Origin of the sequence: Hymenobacter wooponensis, from assembly GCF_004745865.1 — a bacterium.
GTDB lineage: Bacteria > Bacteroidota > Bacteroidia > Cytophagales > Hymenobacteraceae > Hymenobacter > Hymenobacter wooponensis.
On sequence record NZ_SRKZ01000004.1, the window covers coordinates 215819 to 232668 of the forward strand.

General features: G+C 57.2%; 14 protein-coding genes. 9 read left to right on the plus strand and 5 right to left on the minus strand.

What is annotated here, in order from left to right:
* Positions 1-10 precede the first annotated feature (10 nt).
* Positions 11-421 (minus strand): (R)-mandelonitrile lyase, encoded by a 411-nt coding sequence (locus EU557_RS14655; RefSeq protein ID WP_135531212.1) that lies wholly within the window; start codon positions 419-421, stop codon positions 11-13.
* Between the two features lie 494 nt (positions 422-915).
* Between EU557_RS14655 and EU557_RS14660 the strand changes: the two genes are divergently transcribed.
* The 3 genes from EU557_RS14660 (at position 916) to EU557_RS14670 (ending at position 6874) form a co-directional block, all read left to right on the plus strand.
* Positions 916-2991, plus strand: coding sequence for a hypothetical protein (locus EU557_RS14660; protein ID WP_135531213.1), 2076 nt, complete (start codon positions 916-918; stop codon positions 2989-2991).
* A 193-nt stretch (positions 2992-3184) separates the two neighbouring features.
* Positions 3185-4876, plus strand: coding sequence for an MFS transporter (locus EU557_RS14665; RefSeq protein WP_135531214.1), 1692 nt, complete (start codon positions 3185-3187; stop codon positions 4874-4876).
* 198 nt (positions 4877-5074) lie between these two features.
* Complete coding sequence (locus EU557_RS14670) at positions 5075-6874, plus strand: ABC transporter ATP-binding protein (protein WP_135531215.1); 1800 nt, start codon at positions 5075-5077, stop codon at positions 6872-6874.
* 82 nt (positions 6875-6956) lie between these two features.
* On the opposite strand, the gene EU557_RS14675 is transcribed toward EU557_RS14670, so the two are convergent.
* A complete protein-coding gene (locus tag EU557_RS14675; RefSeq protein ID WP_135531216.1) occupies positions 6957-7424 on the minus strand; it encodes a MaoC family dehydratase in 468 nt (155 codons plus the stop codon).
* A 486-nt stretch (positions 7425-7910) separates the two neighbouring features.
* Here EU557_RS14675 and EU557_RS14680 point away from each other — a divergent pair, with 486 nt between their 5' ends.
* The 4 genes from EU557_RS14680 (at position 7911) to EU557_RS14695 (ending at position 11535) form a co-directional block, all read left to right on the plus strand.
* On the plus strand, positions 7911-8795 hold the full coding sequence (locus tag EU557_RS14680) for a M48 family metalloprotease (protein WP_135531217.1): 885 nt from the start codon (positions 7911-7913) through the stop codon (positions 8793-8795).
* Between the two features lie 239 nt (positions 8796-9034).
* Entirely contained in the window at positions 9035-9604 is a 570-nt protein-coding gene (locus EU557_RS14685) for a Crp/Fnr family transcriptional regulator (RefSeq protein WP_135531218.1), read from the plus strand.
* A gap of 78 nt (positions 9605-9682) precedes the next feature.
* Entirely contained in the window at positions 9683-10420 is a 738-nt protein-coding gene (locus tag EU557_RS14690; protein ID WP_135531219.1) for an SDR family NAD(P)-dependent oxidoreductase, read from the plus strand.
* Between the two features lie 167 nt (positions 10421-10587).
* Complete coding sequence (locus EU557_RS14695) at positions 10588-11535, plus strand: quinone oxidoreductase family protein (protein ID WP_135531220.1); 948 nt, start codon at positions 10588-10590, stop codon at positions 11533-11535.
* Between the two features lie 39 nt (positions 11536-11574).
* Here EU557_RS14695 and EU557_RS14700 read toward each other — a convergent pair whose 3' ends face one another.
* The gene (locus EU557_RS14700; RefSeq protein ID WP_210116058.1) at positions 11575-11793 is read right to left on the minus strand and encodes a hypothetical protein; all 219 of its coding nucleotides are present in this window, start codon (positions 11791-11793) and stop codon (positions 11575-11577) included.
* Between the two features lie 300 nt (positions 11794-12093).
* Between EU557_RS14700 and EU557_RS14705 the strand changes: the two genes are divergently transcribed.
* Together EU557_RS14705 and mutM are read left to right on the plus strand one after the other, a co-directional pair.
* Positions 12094-12996, plus strand: a complete 903-nt coding sequence (locus EU557_RS14705) for a PhzF family phenazine biosynthesis protein (RefSeq protein ID WP_135531222.1) — start codon at positions 12094-12096, stop codon at positions 12994-12996.
* A 60-nt stretch (positions 12997-13056) separates the two neighbouring features.
* The gene (mutM, locus tag EU557_RS14710) at positions 13057-13878 is read left to right on the plus strand and encodes a DNA-formamidopyrimidine glycosylase (RefSeq protein ID WP_135531223.1); all 822 of its coding nucleotides are present in this window, start codon (positions 13057-13059) and stop codon (positions 13876-13878) included.
* 301 nt (positions 13879-14179) lie between these two features.
* Here mutM and EU557_RS14715 read toward each other — a convergent pair whose 3' ends face one another.
* The gene (locus EU557_RS14715; RefSeq protein ID WP_135531224.1) at positions 14180-16081 is read right to left on the minus strand and encodes a DUF294 nucleotidyltransferase-like domain-containing protein; all 1902 of its coding nucleotides are present in this window, start codon (positions 16079-16081) and stop codon (positions 14180-14182) included.
* The gene (locus EU557_RS14720) at positions 16074-16775 is read right to left on the minus strand and encodes a 3'-5' exonuclease (RefSeq protein ID WP_167855221.1); all 702 of its coding nucleotides are present in this window, start codon (positions 16773-16775) and stop codon (positions 16074-16076) included. The genes EU557_RS14715 and EU557_RS14720 overlap by 8 nt, the downstream gene beginning before the upstream one ends.
* Between the last annotated feature and the right edge of the window lie 75 nt (positions 16776-16850).

Consider the following 16850-nt stretch of genomic DNA (forward strand, 5'->3'; position numbering starts at 1 on the left):
GCCAGGTATGCTATTCGTGCGCAGCCCGGTACTGCTCGTCCGTGACGGGTTCCAGCCAGTCAGACACCCCTTGCTTGACGTTGGGATTGATGGCTAGGTGCGTGAAAATACTGTCGGTGGTAGCGCCGTGCCAGTGCACCACGCCGGGCGCAATGCTCACCGTATCGCCGGCCCGAAGCAGCTGCGCCGGCTGGCCTTTTTCCTGGTAATAGCCCTGTCCTGCAGTTACCACCAGCAGTTGCCCGGCGGGGTGCGAGTGCCAATTGTTGCGGCAGCCTGGCTCAAACGTGACGTCGGCCACGGTGCAGTCGGTGGGATTATCGCCGGCTAGCATGGTTACCCAGGCAGTGCCGGTAAAGTATTCGGCTGGGCCGCGTTTGGCGGCGGCTGGGGCTTGAGGTCTATTTGCGGCGTTACTCATAGGACAAGTTTTGGTTGAGTATATGGAGGCCTAGATAGAGCGGCAGCAACTACCCCCGAACTAATACTCTTGGTGTAGGCGGCCCCTTTGTAAATGACATCACAAAGGTCTACGCTTGGGCACCGGGCCGGGTAACGACAATCAAAGTGACTTGTAAGAATTTCAAATAATCAGGGCAAGCAAACTCGCTAGTCATAGCTTTTTGTATTCCATTTTGGTCCTACGTAGGTGGCAGCAGCTAATGGTTAGCGCCTACCGCACTACGCCTGATTATTTTCCGTGTATGGCCAGATAAATCCAAATTCAGCAGGAAAAACCATAGGCAATTATTCGGAAGGCTGTGTGGGGTCTGTACCTTTGCCGCGCCTTCGGGGGGTTCGGAGGCTGTGTTTCCTTTGTTTGCTGTGCTGCATTTTACCCGGTTCCGCAGCTTGTGTGCCCTGGCCGCAAGTCTGCTGCTTCTTTGCGCTTTTAGCGCTTCTGCCCAGAGCCCTGTGCTCATTCGCGACCTTAGCCTGCGTACCGATACCACCCGCTACTCCCTAAGCCGCAACTCGGTGCTGGTGCAGAATGAGCCCAACCTCTACTTCTACTACCGCCAGGATGATGAAACTGCCGAGCTACAGGTTTATCCGCAGGACCTGCGGCGGGGAGCCACTTTGCGATTAGTACGGTCCGCCGATTTCACCCTCCTGGACTCGCTGATGCCAGCGGAGGGCGGGCAGTACTACCGGGCTAAGCTGCGTTTTAAGGATTTGGGAGCTACCCGCTTTCTACGTTTTACCTTCCGCCAGCCTGCCGATTCTGCAGGTCAGGCGCCCTTGACGCAAACCATCAACCTGCTGCCCGTCACACGCACTACTCTGGATTTTCGGCCCGCCGATACGGAACTGTTCATCGGGGAAGAGAAAGTGTTTATCCTCGCCAGCAACTACCCCAAAAACATCCGTCTTTCCCCAGAATGGACGAAAGGCCAAGATATTGACTACCGGTTAGACCAAGAGAATGGCAACTTGCGCTTGCACGTGCTTCCCAATGCCCTGGGCACGCGCCTACTTACCCTGCGCCCCCAAACGGAACGCCCTTTCCTGACTGATAACAACCGCCGGGTAAGCTACGCGCTGCCCCCCATCCGGCAAGAGTTTACGGTGAAGGCCTCCCGCCTACGCTTTCTGAGTGTTGATAAGAAGGAGCTAACCCTGGATGATGCCTCGCGCATGAAAGGGGTTGAATTGATTCTGGATAACGGCCGCACCTTCGACCTGAAGAAGACCTACCGCATTGAGGGACAGGAGGAAGCCGGTGGTGCCCTAATTGCCGAGCTGTTTACCCGTCAGTACCTCACCAACGACCGGGTGCTGTGCTGGCTGCGCGTGTATAACCTGCACCGCCAGACAGATAGCTACCTCTACATCAAGGAAAACGACCAGGCGAAGTACATCACCAACTTCAACATCTCGCCCAAGACCAACATCACTTCCGTGAGCGTGCGCCACCGCGGTGGCGACTGGAACTCCAATACCACCGTAAACCCCGGCGAAACGGTTGATGTGCGCCTCGATGGGGAATCCTTGTCGCGGGCGCGGTTTCACTTTGAGGATGTGCAGGTTATCCCCTCCGACTCCAGCATCCGCTCCGATGCCTCAGTGGTCTACCGCGTGCAGGTGCCCATCACTATTGATAAGAAGCGCATAACCATTTTTAACGCGGGCCAACCTACTGGGTTTGGGCTGCCGGTACGGGAGTTTCAACGGCCCCATCCACTCGACTTCGTGGGCGTGACGTTTGGGGAAGCGCCTAGGCCAGTCACGCGCCTGAACGGCCCCATCCTCTATGACCAGACCATTCGGGACGTAGTATTCAGCTTTAACTCGGGCGCTATTGATGCCGATCAGCAGCTCTACGGCAAGCAGTACCTGACGTTTGAGGTTCGCACCCAAAATGCCAAGGGCGACCTGATTGAGATGCGCACCGTGGACAACATAGTTGTCTGCCCCGATGGCAGTTCCGTGCGCGCCGCCTTCTACCAGGACAAGCAGTGCCAGGTGGGCAACCTCAGCCTCAACAACCTGCTCAGCGCCCGCAAAACCTACGACCTCGACGACTGGAGCAAGATAATTATTACTATTAAGCATACTCAGAATCAGTACCAAGAGCCAGGTTTCACCCAACGACTAGAATTGGTACTGCAGCGCCGCGTGAAATTTGATATCGACGTCAGTTTTCCTGGTGGCCTGCTTACTAAATATAAAAACGAATCTAGCTACACTTCTTTCGGAGGTATCTCACTGGCTATGCTAGGCCAATTTAGCTTCTATAACCCAAATAAGATCAACAAGTTACGACCTTACAAAATAGGTGCTGGCTTTGTGGCCCTCAACGCGTTCAACCTCACTAGAAGCAGTAATGAAGAGGCTAATCGGGATCTGGGCATTGTTATCCTAGGTTCTATCTATCCTACTCGGAGTGACGCCAAGCTTACGTTTCCGCTGTACCTGGGCGGGGGCTTTTTGCTAGGCAAAGGCGTGCCCTTTATTCTGCTGGGGCCAGGCATCGGCCTTCGATTGTAGTACTTCGGCTTTTTGCTGATAAGGCAGAACAGCAGCTCCCATACTAGTACTGGGGCTGCTGTTTTTTTTATGGCTAGACCATTCTGTTGCACGGGTTGTGCTTATACACTTATCCGTTTATGGGCGCTTGCGTAAGTACGGGCTGTAAAACATCGTACAAAGTGGCCTAGGCCACTTTGGTTCCCTGCTTCTTATGTCGGCTCCCGTCTCTGCTCCTACAACGCCCTCCAATACCTCCCCTTTCACACCGCTGCGCATTCCGTTTTTTCGGATGCTGTGGATTGCCTCCTTCGTTTCCAACATTGGCACCTGGATGCAGAATGTGGGGGCTGTTGGACTGATGACAGAGCTGACGCCTTCGCCGGTACTGGTGGCCCTGCTGCAGACGGCTTCGGCGCTGCCGGTGTTTCTGCTGAGCCTCCCCGCCGGCGCTCTTGCCGATTTGGTGGACCGGCGCAAAATGCTGCTGCTCACCCAAACCTGGATGGCCGCCACAGCCTTGGTGCTGGCTTCAGTAACGCTGCTGGGCTACACTACGCCCTGGCTGCTATTGACGCTTACGTTCATGCTAGGCCTGGGCGGGGCGCTCAACAACCCTGTGTGGCAAACCGTAACGCCGGAGTTGGTGCCCCGCGCCGAGCTGCCCCAGGCTATTGCCCTCAACAGCGTCAGCTTTAATTTGGCCCGTGCTTTTGGACCAGCGTTGGGTGGCCTAGTAATCGGTTACTTTTCCTCGGGAGCAGCCTTCTTGCTCAATGGAATTTCGTTTGTGGCGACCATCTACATGGTGTGGAGCTGGAAGCGGGCCCCGCAGGCTACCTCAGCACTAGCCGGGGAGCGAATTTTGGCGGCTATCCGTGGGGGCATTCGGTATGCCCGCTTTGCGCCGCCGGTGCAGAATATCTTGGTACGGGGCGTGAGCTTCACCTTTGGAGCCAGTGCGTTGTTTGCCCTGATGCCAGCGGTAGTAGCGCGCCGCTTGCAGGAGCCCACTTCCTTCTACTCCATGCTCCTTTCCTGCATGGGCCTGGGTGCCGTAATTGGGGCCGTTATTCTGCCCCGGCTCAATCAGCGCCTAACCATTAATGCGCGGGTTACGCTGGCCACCATAGCCTTTGCCAGTGGCCTAGCAGGCTTAGCCTTCGTTGATAACCACTGGGTGCTCTACGGGCTGCTCACGCTGGTAGGCCTGGCCTGGATGCTGGTACTGAACTCCTTCAGCGTGGGCGTGCAAACAGTAGTGCCGCGCTGGGTGCAGGCCCGCACCATCAGCTTGTACCTGCTCACTATTCAGGGCGGAATGGCCCTTGGCAGCGTAGTGTGGGGCGCCGTGGCCGAGCGCCTGGGCCTGGCCCCTGCTCTGGCTGGAGCTGCCGGCTGGCTCTTGCTCAGCACCTTACTGATCTTTCGGTATTCTCTGCGTTCAGGCGAAGACCTTGATTTCACCCCAGCCCGTCCGCGCCTAGAACCAGTGCTGGCCGTGGAGCCTGTACCCAATGAAGGGCCAGTTATTATCACAACCATCTACCGGGTAGCACCCACCGACCAGCGGGCTTTCCTGGGCATTATGGAGCAGCTTGCGCGCATACGCCGTCGGGAAGGCGCTATCCGGGTAGGCACCTACGCCGACATGGCCGACCCAACCCGACTGGTAGAGTACTTTATGGTGGAATCGTGGGAGGAACACGCCCAGCAGCACGAGCGAGGAGTAAGTCAGGACGAGGACATCCTGAAAAAGCAGGCGCGTCAGTTTCATCAGGGGCCGGAGCCTCCCATAGTTTCGCACTTGCTGGCTCTACACGATACCCCAGGGCCCGCCGTGCCGGTCATGGTGCCAGGTAGCACGCGCCTAGTAGCCAGCACTGCTGGCGAGGCCACGGCCTAGTAAAAAAGTAAGCCGCACTAAGTGACAGTAACGCCGGACTACGAACAGCTCTGCGTTGTACTCCTTTAAACGCGGTAGCTTAGGCTCACGGATTGGCGTTTATCTGTTGGAAAGTGCGACAGCTTGAGATGTTATGTTCCTCCTTCAAACTTTTCTGCCACTGCTGCGCTTATCATCTGAATCTCTCCCCTCTCTTTTATGAAACTACTCTACGGCTACCTGCGCAACTACTGGGGCCTGTTGGTCCTGGCTCTGCTGCTGGCTGCTATTAACCAAGTTTTCTCCCTCCTCGACCCCTACCTATTCCGGCGGCTAGTTGACCACTTTGTTCCCAAGGATGGCGGTACTAGCGCTTTGCGTCTGGTTCCGTTTTGGCCCTTTTTTCGGGAGGCGGCCCCCTACATTGGCATGATGCTGGGCGTGGCTATGGTGTCGCGTATTGCCAAGAACTTCCAGGACTACTACGTCAACGTCATCACCCAGCGGCTAGGCGCCCGCATGTACTCCGACGGCCTACGTCACTCCCTCGACCTGCCTTACCAGGTGTTCGAAGATCAACGCTCGGGCGAGACTCTGGGCCGGCTCCAGAAGGTACGCATTGATGTAGAAAAGCTCATCCAGAGCTTCGTGAACGTGGTATTTACGGCCGTGGTGGGCATCACGTTTGTGATGTGGTATGCCATAACAGTGTACTGGCCAATTGCGGTAGGTTACTTCCTCACCATCCCGCTGCTGGGCATTTTGAGCTTCTTTCTAAGCAAGCGCATCAAGGTTATTCAAAAGACTATTGTGGCCGAAACCACTGCTCTAGCGGGTTCTACCACGGAGAGCCTACGCAACATTGAGCTCATCAAGAGCTTAGGCCTGGCCCAACAGGAAACGCAGCGCCTCAATGGCATTACGGATAAGATTTTGAAGCTGGAGCTGCGCAAGGTGCGCTACCTCCGCTCCTTATCCTTTGTGCAGGGCACGTTTGTGAACTTGCTGCGCAACACCATTATTCTGCTGCTGCTGTACCTCCGGGTGCAGAACCACATCAGCCTGGGCGAATTCTTCTCGTTCTTTATTTACTCCTTCTCCATTTTTGGGCCGCTGCAGGAGTTGGGCGCCATCATTGGCATCTACCGCGAAACCGAAATTTCGCTTGGCAACTTCCAGCAGATTCTCGATACGCCCAAAGATGTGAAGCCCACCGAGCCCAAGTCAGTGGCGCATATTGAAAACCTGGCGTTTGAGCACGTCACGTTCAAGCACCTCACGGCCAATGGCGCAGCGCTATCTGATATTTCCTTCAGCACCAAGCTTGGCGAAACCATTGCTTTCGTTGGGCCTTCTGGCTCGGGTAAAACCACGCTTGTTAAGCTACTGGTAGGCCTCTATCCACCGCTTTCCGGGCAGATTCTGTATAATGGTATTCCCGGCTCGGAAATTGACCTGGATGAGCTGCGTGAGCAGATCGGCTTCGTAACCCAGGATACCCAGCTTTTCGCGGGTACTATCCGCGAAAACCTACGCTTTGTAGCGCCCCAGGCCACCGATGAAGAGTGCTTGCTGGCCCTGCGCCAAGCGGCCGCCCATACCCTCTTGGCTCGGGCCCCGCTAGGCCTCGATACGGTACTTGGGGAGGGCGGAGTGAAGGTTTCGGGAGGTGAGAAACAGCGTTTGAGTATTGCCCGAGCCCTGCTACGCAAGCCCACTCTCATGGTGTTTGATGAGGCTACCTCGGCCCTCGATTCACTGACGGAGGAGGAAATTGGCAAAACAGTGCGAGAGCTTTCGGGCTCTCGCCAGCACATGACCATCCTTATTGCCCACCGGCTCAGCACCATTCTGCACGCCGACCGCATCTTCGTGCTGGAGCGCGGCCATATTGCCGAACAGGGCCGCCACGAGGAGCTGCTTACCAAAAAGGGCCTCTACTACGCCATGTGGCGGCAGCAAATTGGAGAGCGGCCCCAAGCTGAAATTGCGCCTGCCCAAACCCTGGCCAAAGTGTAGCACTGGCCTAGCGTAACAAGAGAAAGCCCGCCTGGCAGCTACCAGGCGGGCTTTCTCTTGTTAATAAGCTACGGGAACAGGCCTAGCTATTGAAATGGTAGAGGAAAGTAATAACGCCGGTATACGCCGGCTTTTTGCTGTCCTGTATTTCCAGCGTCACCTCAATGCGGGCCTTGGCAATGCCGCGCAGATCCTTTACCGAAAGCAGCTTAGCCCGCAGCCGCACTGCGCTTTCTACCGTAACGGCTTGGTTGAACCGCAGGCTCTCTATCTCATAGTTCACCTGCATTTTCAGGTTCTCGATGGAGACAATCTGCGACCAGAGGTAGGGCAGCAGCGACACCGTGAGGTAGCCATGGGCGATAGTGGCCTGGAAGGGCGACTCCGTTTTGGCCCGCTCGGCGTCCACGTGAATCCATTGATGATCAAGGGTGGCGTCGGCGAACTGGTTGATTTGCTGCTGCGTGATGGTGTAAAACTCCGAAACGCCCAGTTCTTGCCCTTCGTACTGCTGAAGCTCGGCGAGGCTGCGGATGGTGAGGTTACTCATGCGGATGAACAGATTGAAGCTGCTGGATGGGAGCAGCGGAAAGTGAACGAAGTAGTTGGCAGAAATTGAGCAGCAGAACCTGACGAACTGAACTGGTGGAATGGGGTGCCAAGTTAGAAAAAGCCCGGAAGGGAGTTGCTTTTGACCGACAGATTGTCAGCAGAAGCACCTGTTGATTCTGGCTATACTACACACTCAGTTCAGCACGTTACTGAGGCGTATAGCGTAGTTCAGCAGACTAAAGTTTACACCCAAAGCGTGCTATACTGCCCAAGCGTACCATTTGGAACGCATAGGCTATTAATTGTGTTTAACAAATACCAGCAGCACACTATAAGGCAGCAATAACCTACCGTAAAAAGCTTTGCACTACTGATTCAGGTTGCTGTCAACCCTCCCAATACATGCTCTCAACGGCAAAAAGACAGGCTTTGATTTCGGCAAGGTTATTGTCTTTTAGCTCTTACACTTCAACAGGACATTTTCATGAAACGACTCCGTTTATATCGCCAAGTTGCGAGCTTACTGATGGTTCTGTGGCTGGCCGTTGGGTCGGCATCAGCACAGTCGGCTACTAGCGGGCAGCGCGACGTGCTACGTGAAATTACCGACGTAGTAGGTCTCAAGCCGCGCTTTGAGCTACGCGCAACCACAGAAGTACAAAACGCCGCGGCTGTGGTATACGGCGGCAAGCGTTACCTCTTATACAACCCTCAATTTGTGGGAGCTGTGAACCGGGCTGGTCGTACTGACTGGGCAGGTATCAGCATTCTGGCCCACGAAATGGGTCACCACCTCAACGGCCATACGCTGAAGCCCGGTGGCTCTAACCCCACCGATGAGCTGGAAGCCGACGAGTTTTCGGGTTTTGTGCTGCGGAAGATGGGGGCTAGCCTGGCACAGGCGCAGGCAGCTATGGCTATCGTATCCGATGATGAGGCTTCTCCTACTCACCCGGGCCGGAGCACCCGTCTGACTTCTATTGGGGAAGGCTGGCAGCGCGCTAACCAGCAAATTGTGGCCAGCACCCGCGTACCAGCCCCTTCGGCTACCCCAGCGGTGCTAGCAAACCGCGCAACTGCTCCCGTGCGGACCGTGGCTACCTCCTCGTCGCCAGTGAGCATCCTGGGTAAGATTACCTTCCGCGACAACCCTAACATTCCGTACTACCTCACGAACCGCTTGAACGTGGTGAAGATTGATCCGGAGGAGCGCACGGCGCAAGTAGTTGGTCGTATTGCCCTTTCCGAGAGCATCAACTACCCGTATGTGCTAGTGGATGGCCAACAGCGCCGCCTCTACATCAGCAAAACCGGGGGCATATTTGATAATTCAGGCCGTCAGGTGGCTATGCTTTCTGACCCTTCCTAAGCTGTAATTAGTTGCTTGACTTACCTGCCTGCTTTCCTCGGAAGGCAGGCAGTTTTGTTTTAGGCGGTGGCCTAGAGTGGAAGATTTCTTAAGGCCCAGCCATGAGCAAGATAGTTGGGCATAGATAACTGATTCAGCCCAGCAAATTGTGGGTGCATAGTAAGCTGAACTGGCCTAGCTAGCGTTGCTTTTTGTCAAATGACAAGTACTGTCCCACGTTGTTCCGGTAACTTGCCGGCATGGATGATTTTTTAGCTTACCTGCTGCAGTTTGGTTCGCTCAACCACCAGCAGCTCGACCTGATTGCCAGCAAAGCCACCCCGCTGTTTCTGCTTAAGGAGGCGTATTTTCTGGAAGCGGGGCAAGTAACCCGGCGCGTGGGATTTGTGCTGGAAGGGGTGCTGCGCATTTGCTATTACAACAACCAAGGGCAGGAAATCACCCGCAATTTTATCGATGAACTGCACCTGGCTACCGACCTCCGGGGTCTTGAATACGGCCTGACTTCCGCGGAGTACGTGCAGGCCGTGACTGATTGCCGATTACTGGTATTTACCAAGCGCGATTGGGATGAGCTGGGCAACACCATTGTGGGGTGGCGCGATATTCTCCACCAAGTAACCACCAAGCACCTGCGGGAAAAGCTGGCCCGCATCAGCCCCCTAGTGTCGCAGGATGCTACTACCCGCTACCTAGAGTTTCTGGAAAACTACCCACAGCTAGCCAACCGCATTCCGCTGGCGCATCTGGCTTCCTTCCTGGGTATTACTCCATCGTCACTGAGCCGGATCCGCAAAAATATCCGCTGAAGCGCTTTTTGCCAAATGGCAAGTGCTGGCCATAGCAAGCGAGGGACCTTTGCAGAGCAAACTAACTCGCTTTCGATCATGAAAACCGTTCTTATTACGGGCGCCAATAAGGGCATCGGCCTTGAAACCGCCCGCCAGCTCGCCCAGCAAGGGTACCACGTATTTATCGGCAGCCGCGACCAGGCCAGTGGCCAGCAGGCCGCCGAGCAACTCCGGGCCGAAGGCCTTGCCGCAGTAGAAGCCGTTCAGCTCGACGTGCGTAGCGACGACTCGGTGCAGGCCGCCCGGGCCGCAATTGGTCAGAAAACGGTAGTGCTCGATGCCCTCGTTAACAACGCTGCTATTACCGGCGGGCTACCGCAAACGGCTCTGGGTACTAGTGTGGCCGCGTTTCAAGATGTATTCGATACGAACCTGTTCGGGGTGGCGCGGGTCACGCAGGCCTTTATTGACCTGCTGCGGCACTCGCCCGAGCCAAGAATCGTGAATGTGGGTTCGAGCGGAGCTTCGCTGACCTTACACAGCGACCCGAGCTGGAAATACTACAACCACAAGGGGGCTGTGTACCCCGCCTCGAAGGCGGCGCTGCACATGTACACCATCGTACTGGCCTACGAGCTGCGCGATACTGCCTTCCAGGTTAACGCCGTAGACCCCGGCTTCACCGCCACCGACCTGAACAACCACCGCGGCACCGGCACCGTGGAAGACGCCGCCGCCCGCATTGCTAAGTACGTGCTGACAGGGCCGGAGGGCCCCACGGGCAAGTTCATTAGCGAAGAGCACAACCCAATCACGGGTGAAATTCCCTGGTAAGCTAGCCCCTCCCAACCTAAAACACCACGAGGCGGCATGAGTCCGGCTAGCTAGTATCCGCTGGGCACAGCCTATGCTACCAAGAAGTATTAGCTGGCCATTTGCCGATTTACGGACACTAGTTGCACGTACGCGCAACCACCTGATGCCAATAGGCACGAGATACAATGAAAGCAGTACAGTTTATAGAGCACGGCGAGGCCGACGTATTACAGTTAGTTGACTTGCCCATGCCCCGACCTGAGGCTGGAGAAGTACTGATCAAAGTGGCCGCTGCCGGCGTAAACTACGCCGACATCTGGCAGCGTAAAGGCACCTCGCCTAGGCCACTTCCCCTCCCCTACGTGCCGGGCTATGAGGTAGCAGGCACCATCGAAAGCACTGGCGACGGAGTCACGAGTGTATCCGTTGGGCAGCGGGTAATGGCTTGGCTGCCTAGTGGTGGCTACGCCGAATATGCCGTGGCCCCAGCCGCCCAAACAATTCCCTTACCAGCTGAGCTTAGTGAGGCTGAGGCCACAGCCTTGTTGTCGCAGGGGCCTACAGCCGTAGGCCTGCTCAACACCGGAAACTACGCGTCAGTGCTGGTGCTGGCGGCCACCGGGGGCGTGGGCTCCCTGCTGGTGCAGGTAGCCAAAAACCGAGGCATGCGCGTAATTGCCGCAGTTGGCAGCGCCACGAAAAAGACCGCCGCCCTCGCCAACGGTGCCGACGCAGCAGTAACCTACGCCGATACCGACTGGGTGCAGCAGGTACGCACGGCCACGGATGGCTGGGGCGTGGCGGCCTCCTTTGATGCTGTGGGCGGCGAGGTGGGAGCCCAAGCGCTGCAGGCGCTCAGCCCCGGCGGCACCGCGGTGATTTATGGCGCCGCCAGTGGCGAACCAACCCGGCTAGAGGCCCAGCAACTGATGCAGCAAGCGCAGGCTGTGCGCGGCTACTCGGTATTTGCCGAGATGAGCAAAATCAGGCAGTACACTGATGAGCTGCTTGATTACTACAAGGCGGGCAAACTGAAGTTGGTAGTTCAGATGTACCCCATCAGCGCCGTACAAACCGCGCAGCACGACCTAGAATTTCGCCGGACACAAGGCAAAGTGGTATTACTATTTTAAATAAGTGCTTCCCGCAATTTCATGCTCTTGGCAGGGCTTTTACGGCCGCACCAACACTTCATCTACCAGCGCCACATAAAGCTCTAGCACCGACAAGTACATAAAACTGTAGTGCAGTTGTAGCCAGTTGTACACTAGCCTCTTGCGCCAAACCGGCAACATCCCCGCTAGCAACGTTGCCGCACTAAGGATAGCCGCCACGTGAAAAATGCCAAAGCCATTATACTGCCGGTAAATAGCAAAGGAGGTAGTCAGCATTACCGCTAGGCCACCTACGTAGGCGTATCCAAGTTGCCGGTGGCGCTGCCCCCTTTTTGGCAGTGCCAGTACCGCAGTGCCCAATAATAAAGGAACCACGGCAGCCAGCAGGTGTATCCCTCCCCAGGTACATAACCAAGGTGCGGCATGTAGGGTACTATTCTGGCGTCGAGGGCTACGTGGCGCGAATTAGCCTTACGTAACCACAACCAGGTACGTAGTGCAAAGGCTGAGTTAGCTCGTCTCTAGCGAGGTACATTAGTCGGCTATGTACCTTCGGGCTTCACTTGGCATTCCCTTATGGCTTCTTATCCTTTCTTATTGGTTGATGCTTTCACAGATGTGGCGCTGGGCGGCAACCCGTGCGCTGTGGTGCTAGACGCAGATGGGCTTACCGACGAGCAAATGCAGCGCCTGGCCCGGGAGTTTAATCAGTCGGAAACCGCGTTTGTGCGCCGCTCCGAAGTGGCGGAGTTTGCGGTGCGCTACTTCACACCCGCCGAAGAAATTCCGTTGGCCGGTCATCCTACCATTGCCACCATCACGGCCCTACTTCACGCGGGCCGGCTGGCTCGGCCGACCAATCAGCTGCTCACGCTGCAGCTGGAGTTGCTGCACGGCCCCATTCGGATTGATGTGCTGCCCCCGGCTACTCCGAGTGGCCTAGCGCAAGTAATCATGACGCAGCGCAAGCCGGTGTTCGGGCAGCTCCACGATCCGGCCGTGGTGTTGCCCCTCTTCGGTCTCACGCCTGAGGATGTGCTGCCCGGCGCTCCGGTGCAAACGGTAAGCACGGGCACGCCCCAGCTCATGATTCTGCTGCGCGATGCTGCTACGCTTCGCCGCGCCTATCTCCCCGATCCAGCTGCGTTAGATGCTTACCGCGCCAGCTCCGACTTCTTCAGCCCCCACCTCTTCTGCCTGGAAGGAGTCACCGCGGCCGGCCAAACCTTCGCTCGCCACTTCTGCACGCCGCCTGATATTGCCGAGGACCCCGTGACGGGCTCGGCCACTGGCGGTATGGCGGCGTATCTGTGGCATTACGGGCACTTATCGGGGCCAAACTTTGTAGCTGAACAGGGCCACTGGCTGGGCCGCCCCGGCACCGTGCAGGTTTCGGTAATGGGCCCACCCGAGGCCATGGAGGCCGTGCAGATTGGCGGTACCGGCGTGGTGGTGGTAGAGGGCAAGTTGTCGCTCTAGGCCACCTCGGTTGGCACTTCGCCGTATTGTCAGGGCCCCGCTTCTCACGCAGATTTTGTTATGCCCGAATTACCCGAAGTAGAAACCTACCGCCGCTTTATTGATGAACTGGTGGTGGGCCAGACCATTGTTGCCTTTGAAGTAAAAGATGCGCACGTGCTGGCCACCAGCGAAGACCTGCTCCGCCACGCAGTAGTGGGGAGCCGGGTAACCGGCACGCGCCGTCTCGGCAAAAATTGCTTCCTGGAGCTGAGTACCGGCCAGGTGCTGGTACTACACTTTGGAATGACCGGCGACGTGGGCGCCTACCGCGACGAGCACGATGCCCCCCGCTTCACCCGCGTGGCCCTGCACCTCGACACAGGCCTGCGAGTGGCTTTTGTAGATCCGCGCAAGTTCGGTCGCATCCGGCTGGCGGAAAGCGTAGAGGCCTACCAGAAAGCCAAGAAGATCGGCCCCGATGCCCTGAACATCACTACTGAGCAGCTCAAGGCCAAGCTAAGCCACCGCAAAACCCTCATCAAGCCCCTGCTGCTCGACCAAAGCATCACGGCGGGCCTCGGTAACTGGATTGTGGATGAGGTCTTGTTTCAGGCGAAGATTCACCCGGAGCGCATCGCCAACACACTCACCGACGCTGAGTTCGAGGCTCTTCACGAGGCAATTCAGCTGGTCCTGACTACAGCCATCAAGCACGAGGCCACCTACCGGCACTTCCCCGCCAGCTTCCTCATTCACGCCCGCGAGTGGGATGACTCCGCCACGCCCGGCTCCGACAAGCACCAGTTCTGCCCCCGCCACCCCGACACGGGCATCGACAAGAACTACGTGGGCGGCCGCGCTACCTACACCTGCCCCGTATGCCAACCCGCGGCGCAGTAAGGCTCAGTTATGGCTGTTCGTTAGGGAGTGAACGAGAAGCCAACGGGAGACCCCACCCCCGTCCCGTCCCCTCCAGGAGAGGGGTGCGTTTTAACATAACTGTCGTCTGGCCCCCTCTCCCGGAGGGGAGGGGACGGGGGTGGGGTCTCCCTGCACGGATGCAAGAAAACCACCAAAACACGTCATCCTGAGCGGAGCGAAGGATCTTACCACGCATGAACGACTGGCCTAGCGCCTTTTTCTGACGTGAGAAGATTCTTCGCTCCGCTCAGGATGACGTGTTTTCAGTGTGCACTTGTGCTTACAGCGCTTTCGTGAAGCCTACTTTTATCTTGAGCTGAAAGTCGGAAATGACTTTGAAGATTTCTTTGAGCGTTACTTGCTCTACCTGGGTGAGCTGTTTGGGGTCGAGGTAGTTGGTGGGGGCGGTGTGGTCGTCGCTGATCTGGCGGGCCTGCTTTTTCAGGCGCATGCCCATCAGGTAGTAGTAGGCCTGGAGTAGCTCTTCATGCTCCTTGGCGGTGAACACGCCCCGGTCGCGCAGCAGGGCTAGTCGTTCGCCGGTGTTCGTAGCGAAAATCTGGTTTTTGAGAGCGTACACCCGCACCAGATCCACAATCGGCGACATGGTTTTCTTAAGGTCGAACACCTGCTGGGTGCCTTGCGTGAATGTGCGGAAACCGCGGAAGAACGTCAGCGGCGGCTCGTACTGCAGGGCGTTTTTGGCCATCAGGAACAGAAACCGATCCAGGGGGCCTTGCAGCTCCTCGTGCAGGAACTCGCGCAGCTCATCCATGATGCTGGCCTCCCCGTAGAGGTAGCGGCAGTCGAAGAAGGTGGAGAACTTCATTACCGTTTCGGCGTTCGACTCGCTCATCCACTGGTGGTAGTTGCGCTTCCAGTGCGAGAGGGAGTGCGTCCACTTGGGGTTTTTAGCCATGAAGCCGCCCGAACAGAAGTGCAGGCCAATGTCATTGAGCTGATCGGAAACTGACGTGGCGAAGCGCAGGAAGTACTCCCGCACCAGTTCGCGCTGCTCGTTGGCCTTGTCCTCGTAAATGATGGCGTTGTCCTGGTCGGTAACAAGGGTCTGTTCCTTGCGGCCCTCGCTGCCCAGCACCATGAACACGAACTTGGCCGGCGCCGGACCTTGCTCGGCCAGCACGCCCTCAATTACTTTCAGGGCGATGGTATCGGCCACGGTGGTAATCACCTGATTCACGATTTCGGGCTTCACACCGCGGCTCAGGAGCTGGTTTACCATGTCGGGCACCATGCCCCAGCGGCGCTTCAGCTCGCGGGTGCTCTGGGCCAGCTTCACAGCCTGAATAAACATAAACGGCGACTGCGCCAGATCACTCAGCAGCTTGTTACGGCTCAGGAAACCCACGTACTCCCCCCGCTGCTCCACCAGCAGGTAGCGCGTTTTGGTCTGGAACATGAGCAGGATGGCCTCATACACGTAGGCATCCCGGCGGATAGACACGATGGGCGTATCCGTAACCTCCGAGACTGGCCTAGCGGCATCCAGCTGGCGCGCCACCACGTTGTCGCGCAGGGTGATGTCGGTTACATAGCCCACAATTTTGCCCGTTTCGTCGGTCACGAACAGGCAGCTGACCTTGCCGGCGGCCATGAGCTTGGCGGCCACATAAATAGGTGTGGTACCAGGGCACGACACAATATCGCGGGCCTCCAGGGTTTCCAACCGCCGCGAGTAGAGTTGGTCAGCGGCAATGAAGTTCTGCTCTGGAGCGGGCGTGGGCTTCACGAAGTGGGCATACTCCTCGTTGAGCATACGCTGCCCGTAGCGAGCCGTGAAATAGTGAAAGAAGGGCTCGTAGGCCAGGCACAGCCCCCGGAAGTCGCGGCGCGGCAGCGAGAGCACCTTGGTGCCGCGCCGCGCGCACACAGTCCGCAAAGAGCGTTTCTTATTCAGCAGAATAGACATGCCGCCGTAGCAGGTGCCGGGGCCATACACCTCGGGCAGGCGCTTTTGCTGCTCACTATCGTAGAAAAACGTTTCGTACTCCCCTTCCACAATGATATCCAGCCCCCGCAGCTTCGACACGTCCTGCTGATAAATGAGCGCGTCTTTGGGGTACTGCACTTCCTGCAGCAAGTCTACCACGCCCTCCAGTACCTCCACGGGCAGCAGGCTGAAGGGCTCAACGGTTTTGAGAAAGGCTAATCGGTTATCCATAGATCAGGTAAAGTGCCACCAATATAGCAGCCGTGAACAAGGCGGCTAACAACGGCCAGCGCTTTTGGGGCGATACCGGCGGTGGCACCTGCAAGGGCCGTTGCTGCTGCAGTAGCTCCTCCGTGAGCAGGTGCTGGCGCTGCATCTCAAAATAGCAGTGGGCCGTAGCCTGCGCGTCGGCCCAGGCATCGTGCTGCAGCACCATAGGCGTGTGAAACAGCTGCTCGTGCAGTTCTCCTAGTCGCAAATACCGCCGCCCCTGCTGCGGCGGACTGATATGTGTCAGCTGCATGGTGCACAGGGTGGGCAGCGCCGCCAACGGGTTCTCCAGACCAGCGCGGTAAAACCCCGCCCCTATTACATGGAAATCAAGCTGCAGGTAGTGGCCTACAACCAGCGGTTGATACGTGAGTAGGTCTTGACGCAGCATTTCCAGCACGGCGCGTGGGTCCTGGCCTTGCTCCTGTAAAAACTCCGGCGTGAGCCCATGAATAGCCACGGCGGAAGCCTGCATACGGCCAGCCGGTACGCGCAAGTAGTGGTTCTCCGCCTTCACCAGCTCACCATCTGGTGTGTACACGCCCCAGGCCAGCTGCGCAATGTAGGGCCAGTTGCGCTCCGCCGAGTAGGGCTTGTTCCAGCGCTGGGGCAACCCCGTGGTTTCCGTATCAACAAACAGCAGGTACTCTTTCACCGGATACGCACTGGAAAATATAGACGCGCGGTCTTCATTAAGACAAGGTTTCTGCTGATGGAGTGGCCTAGAGCG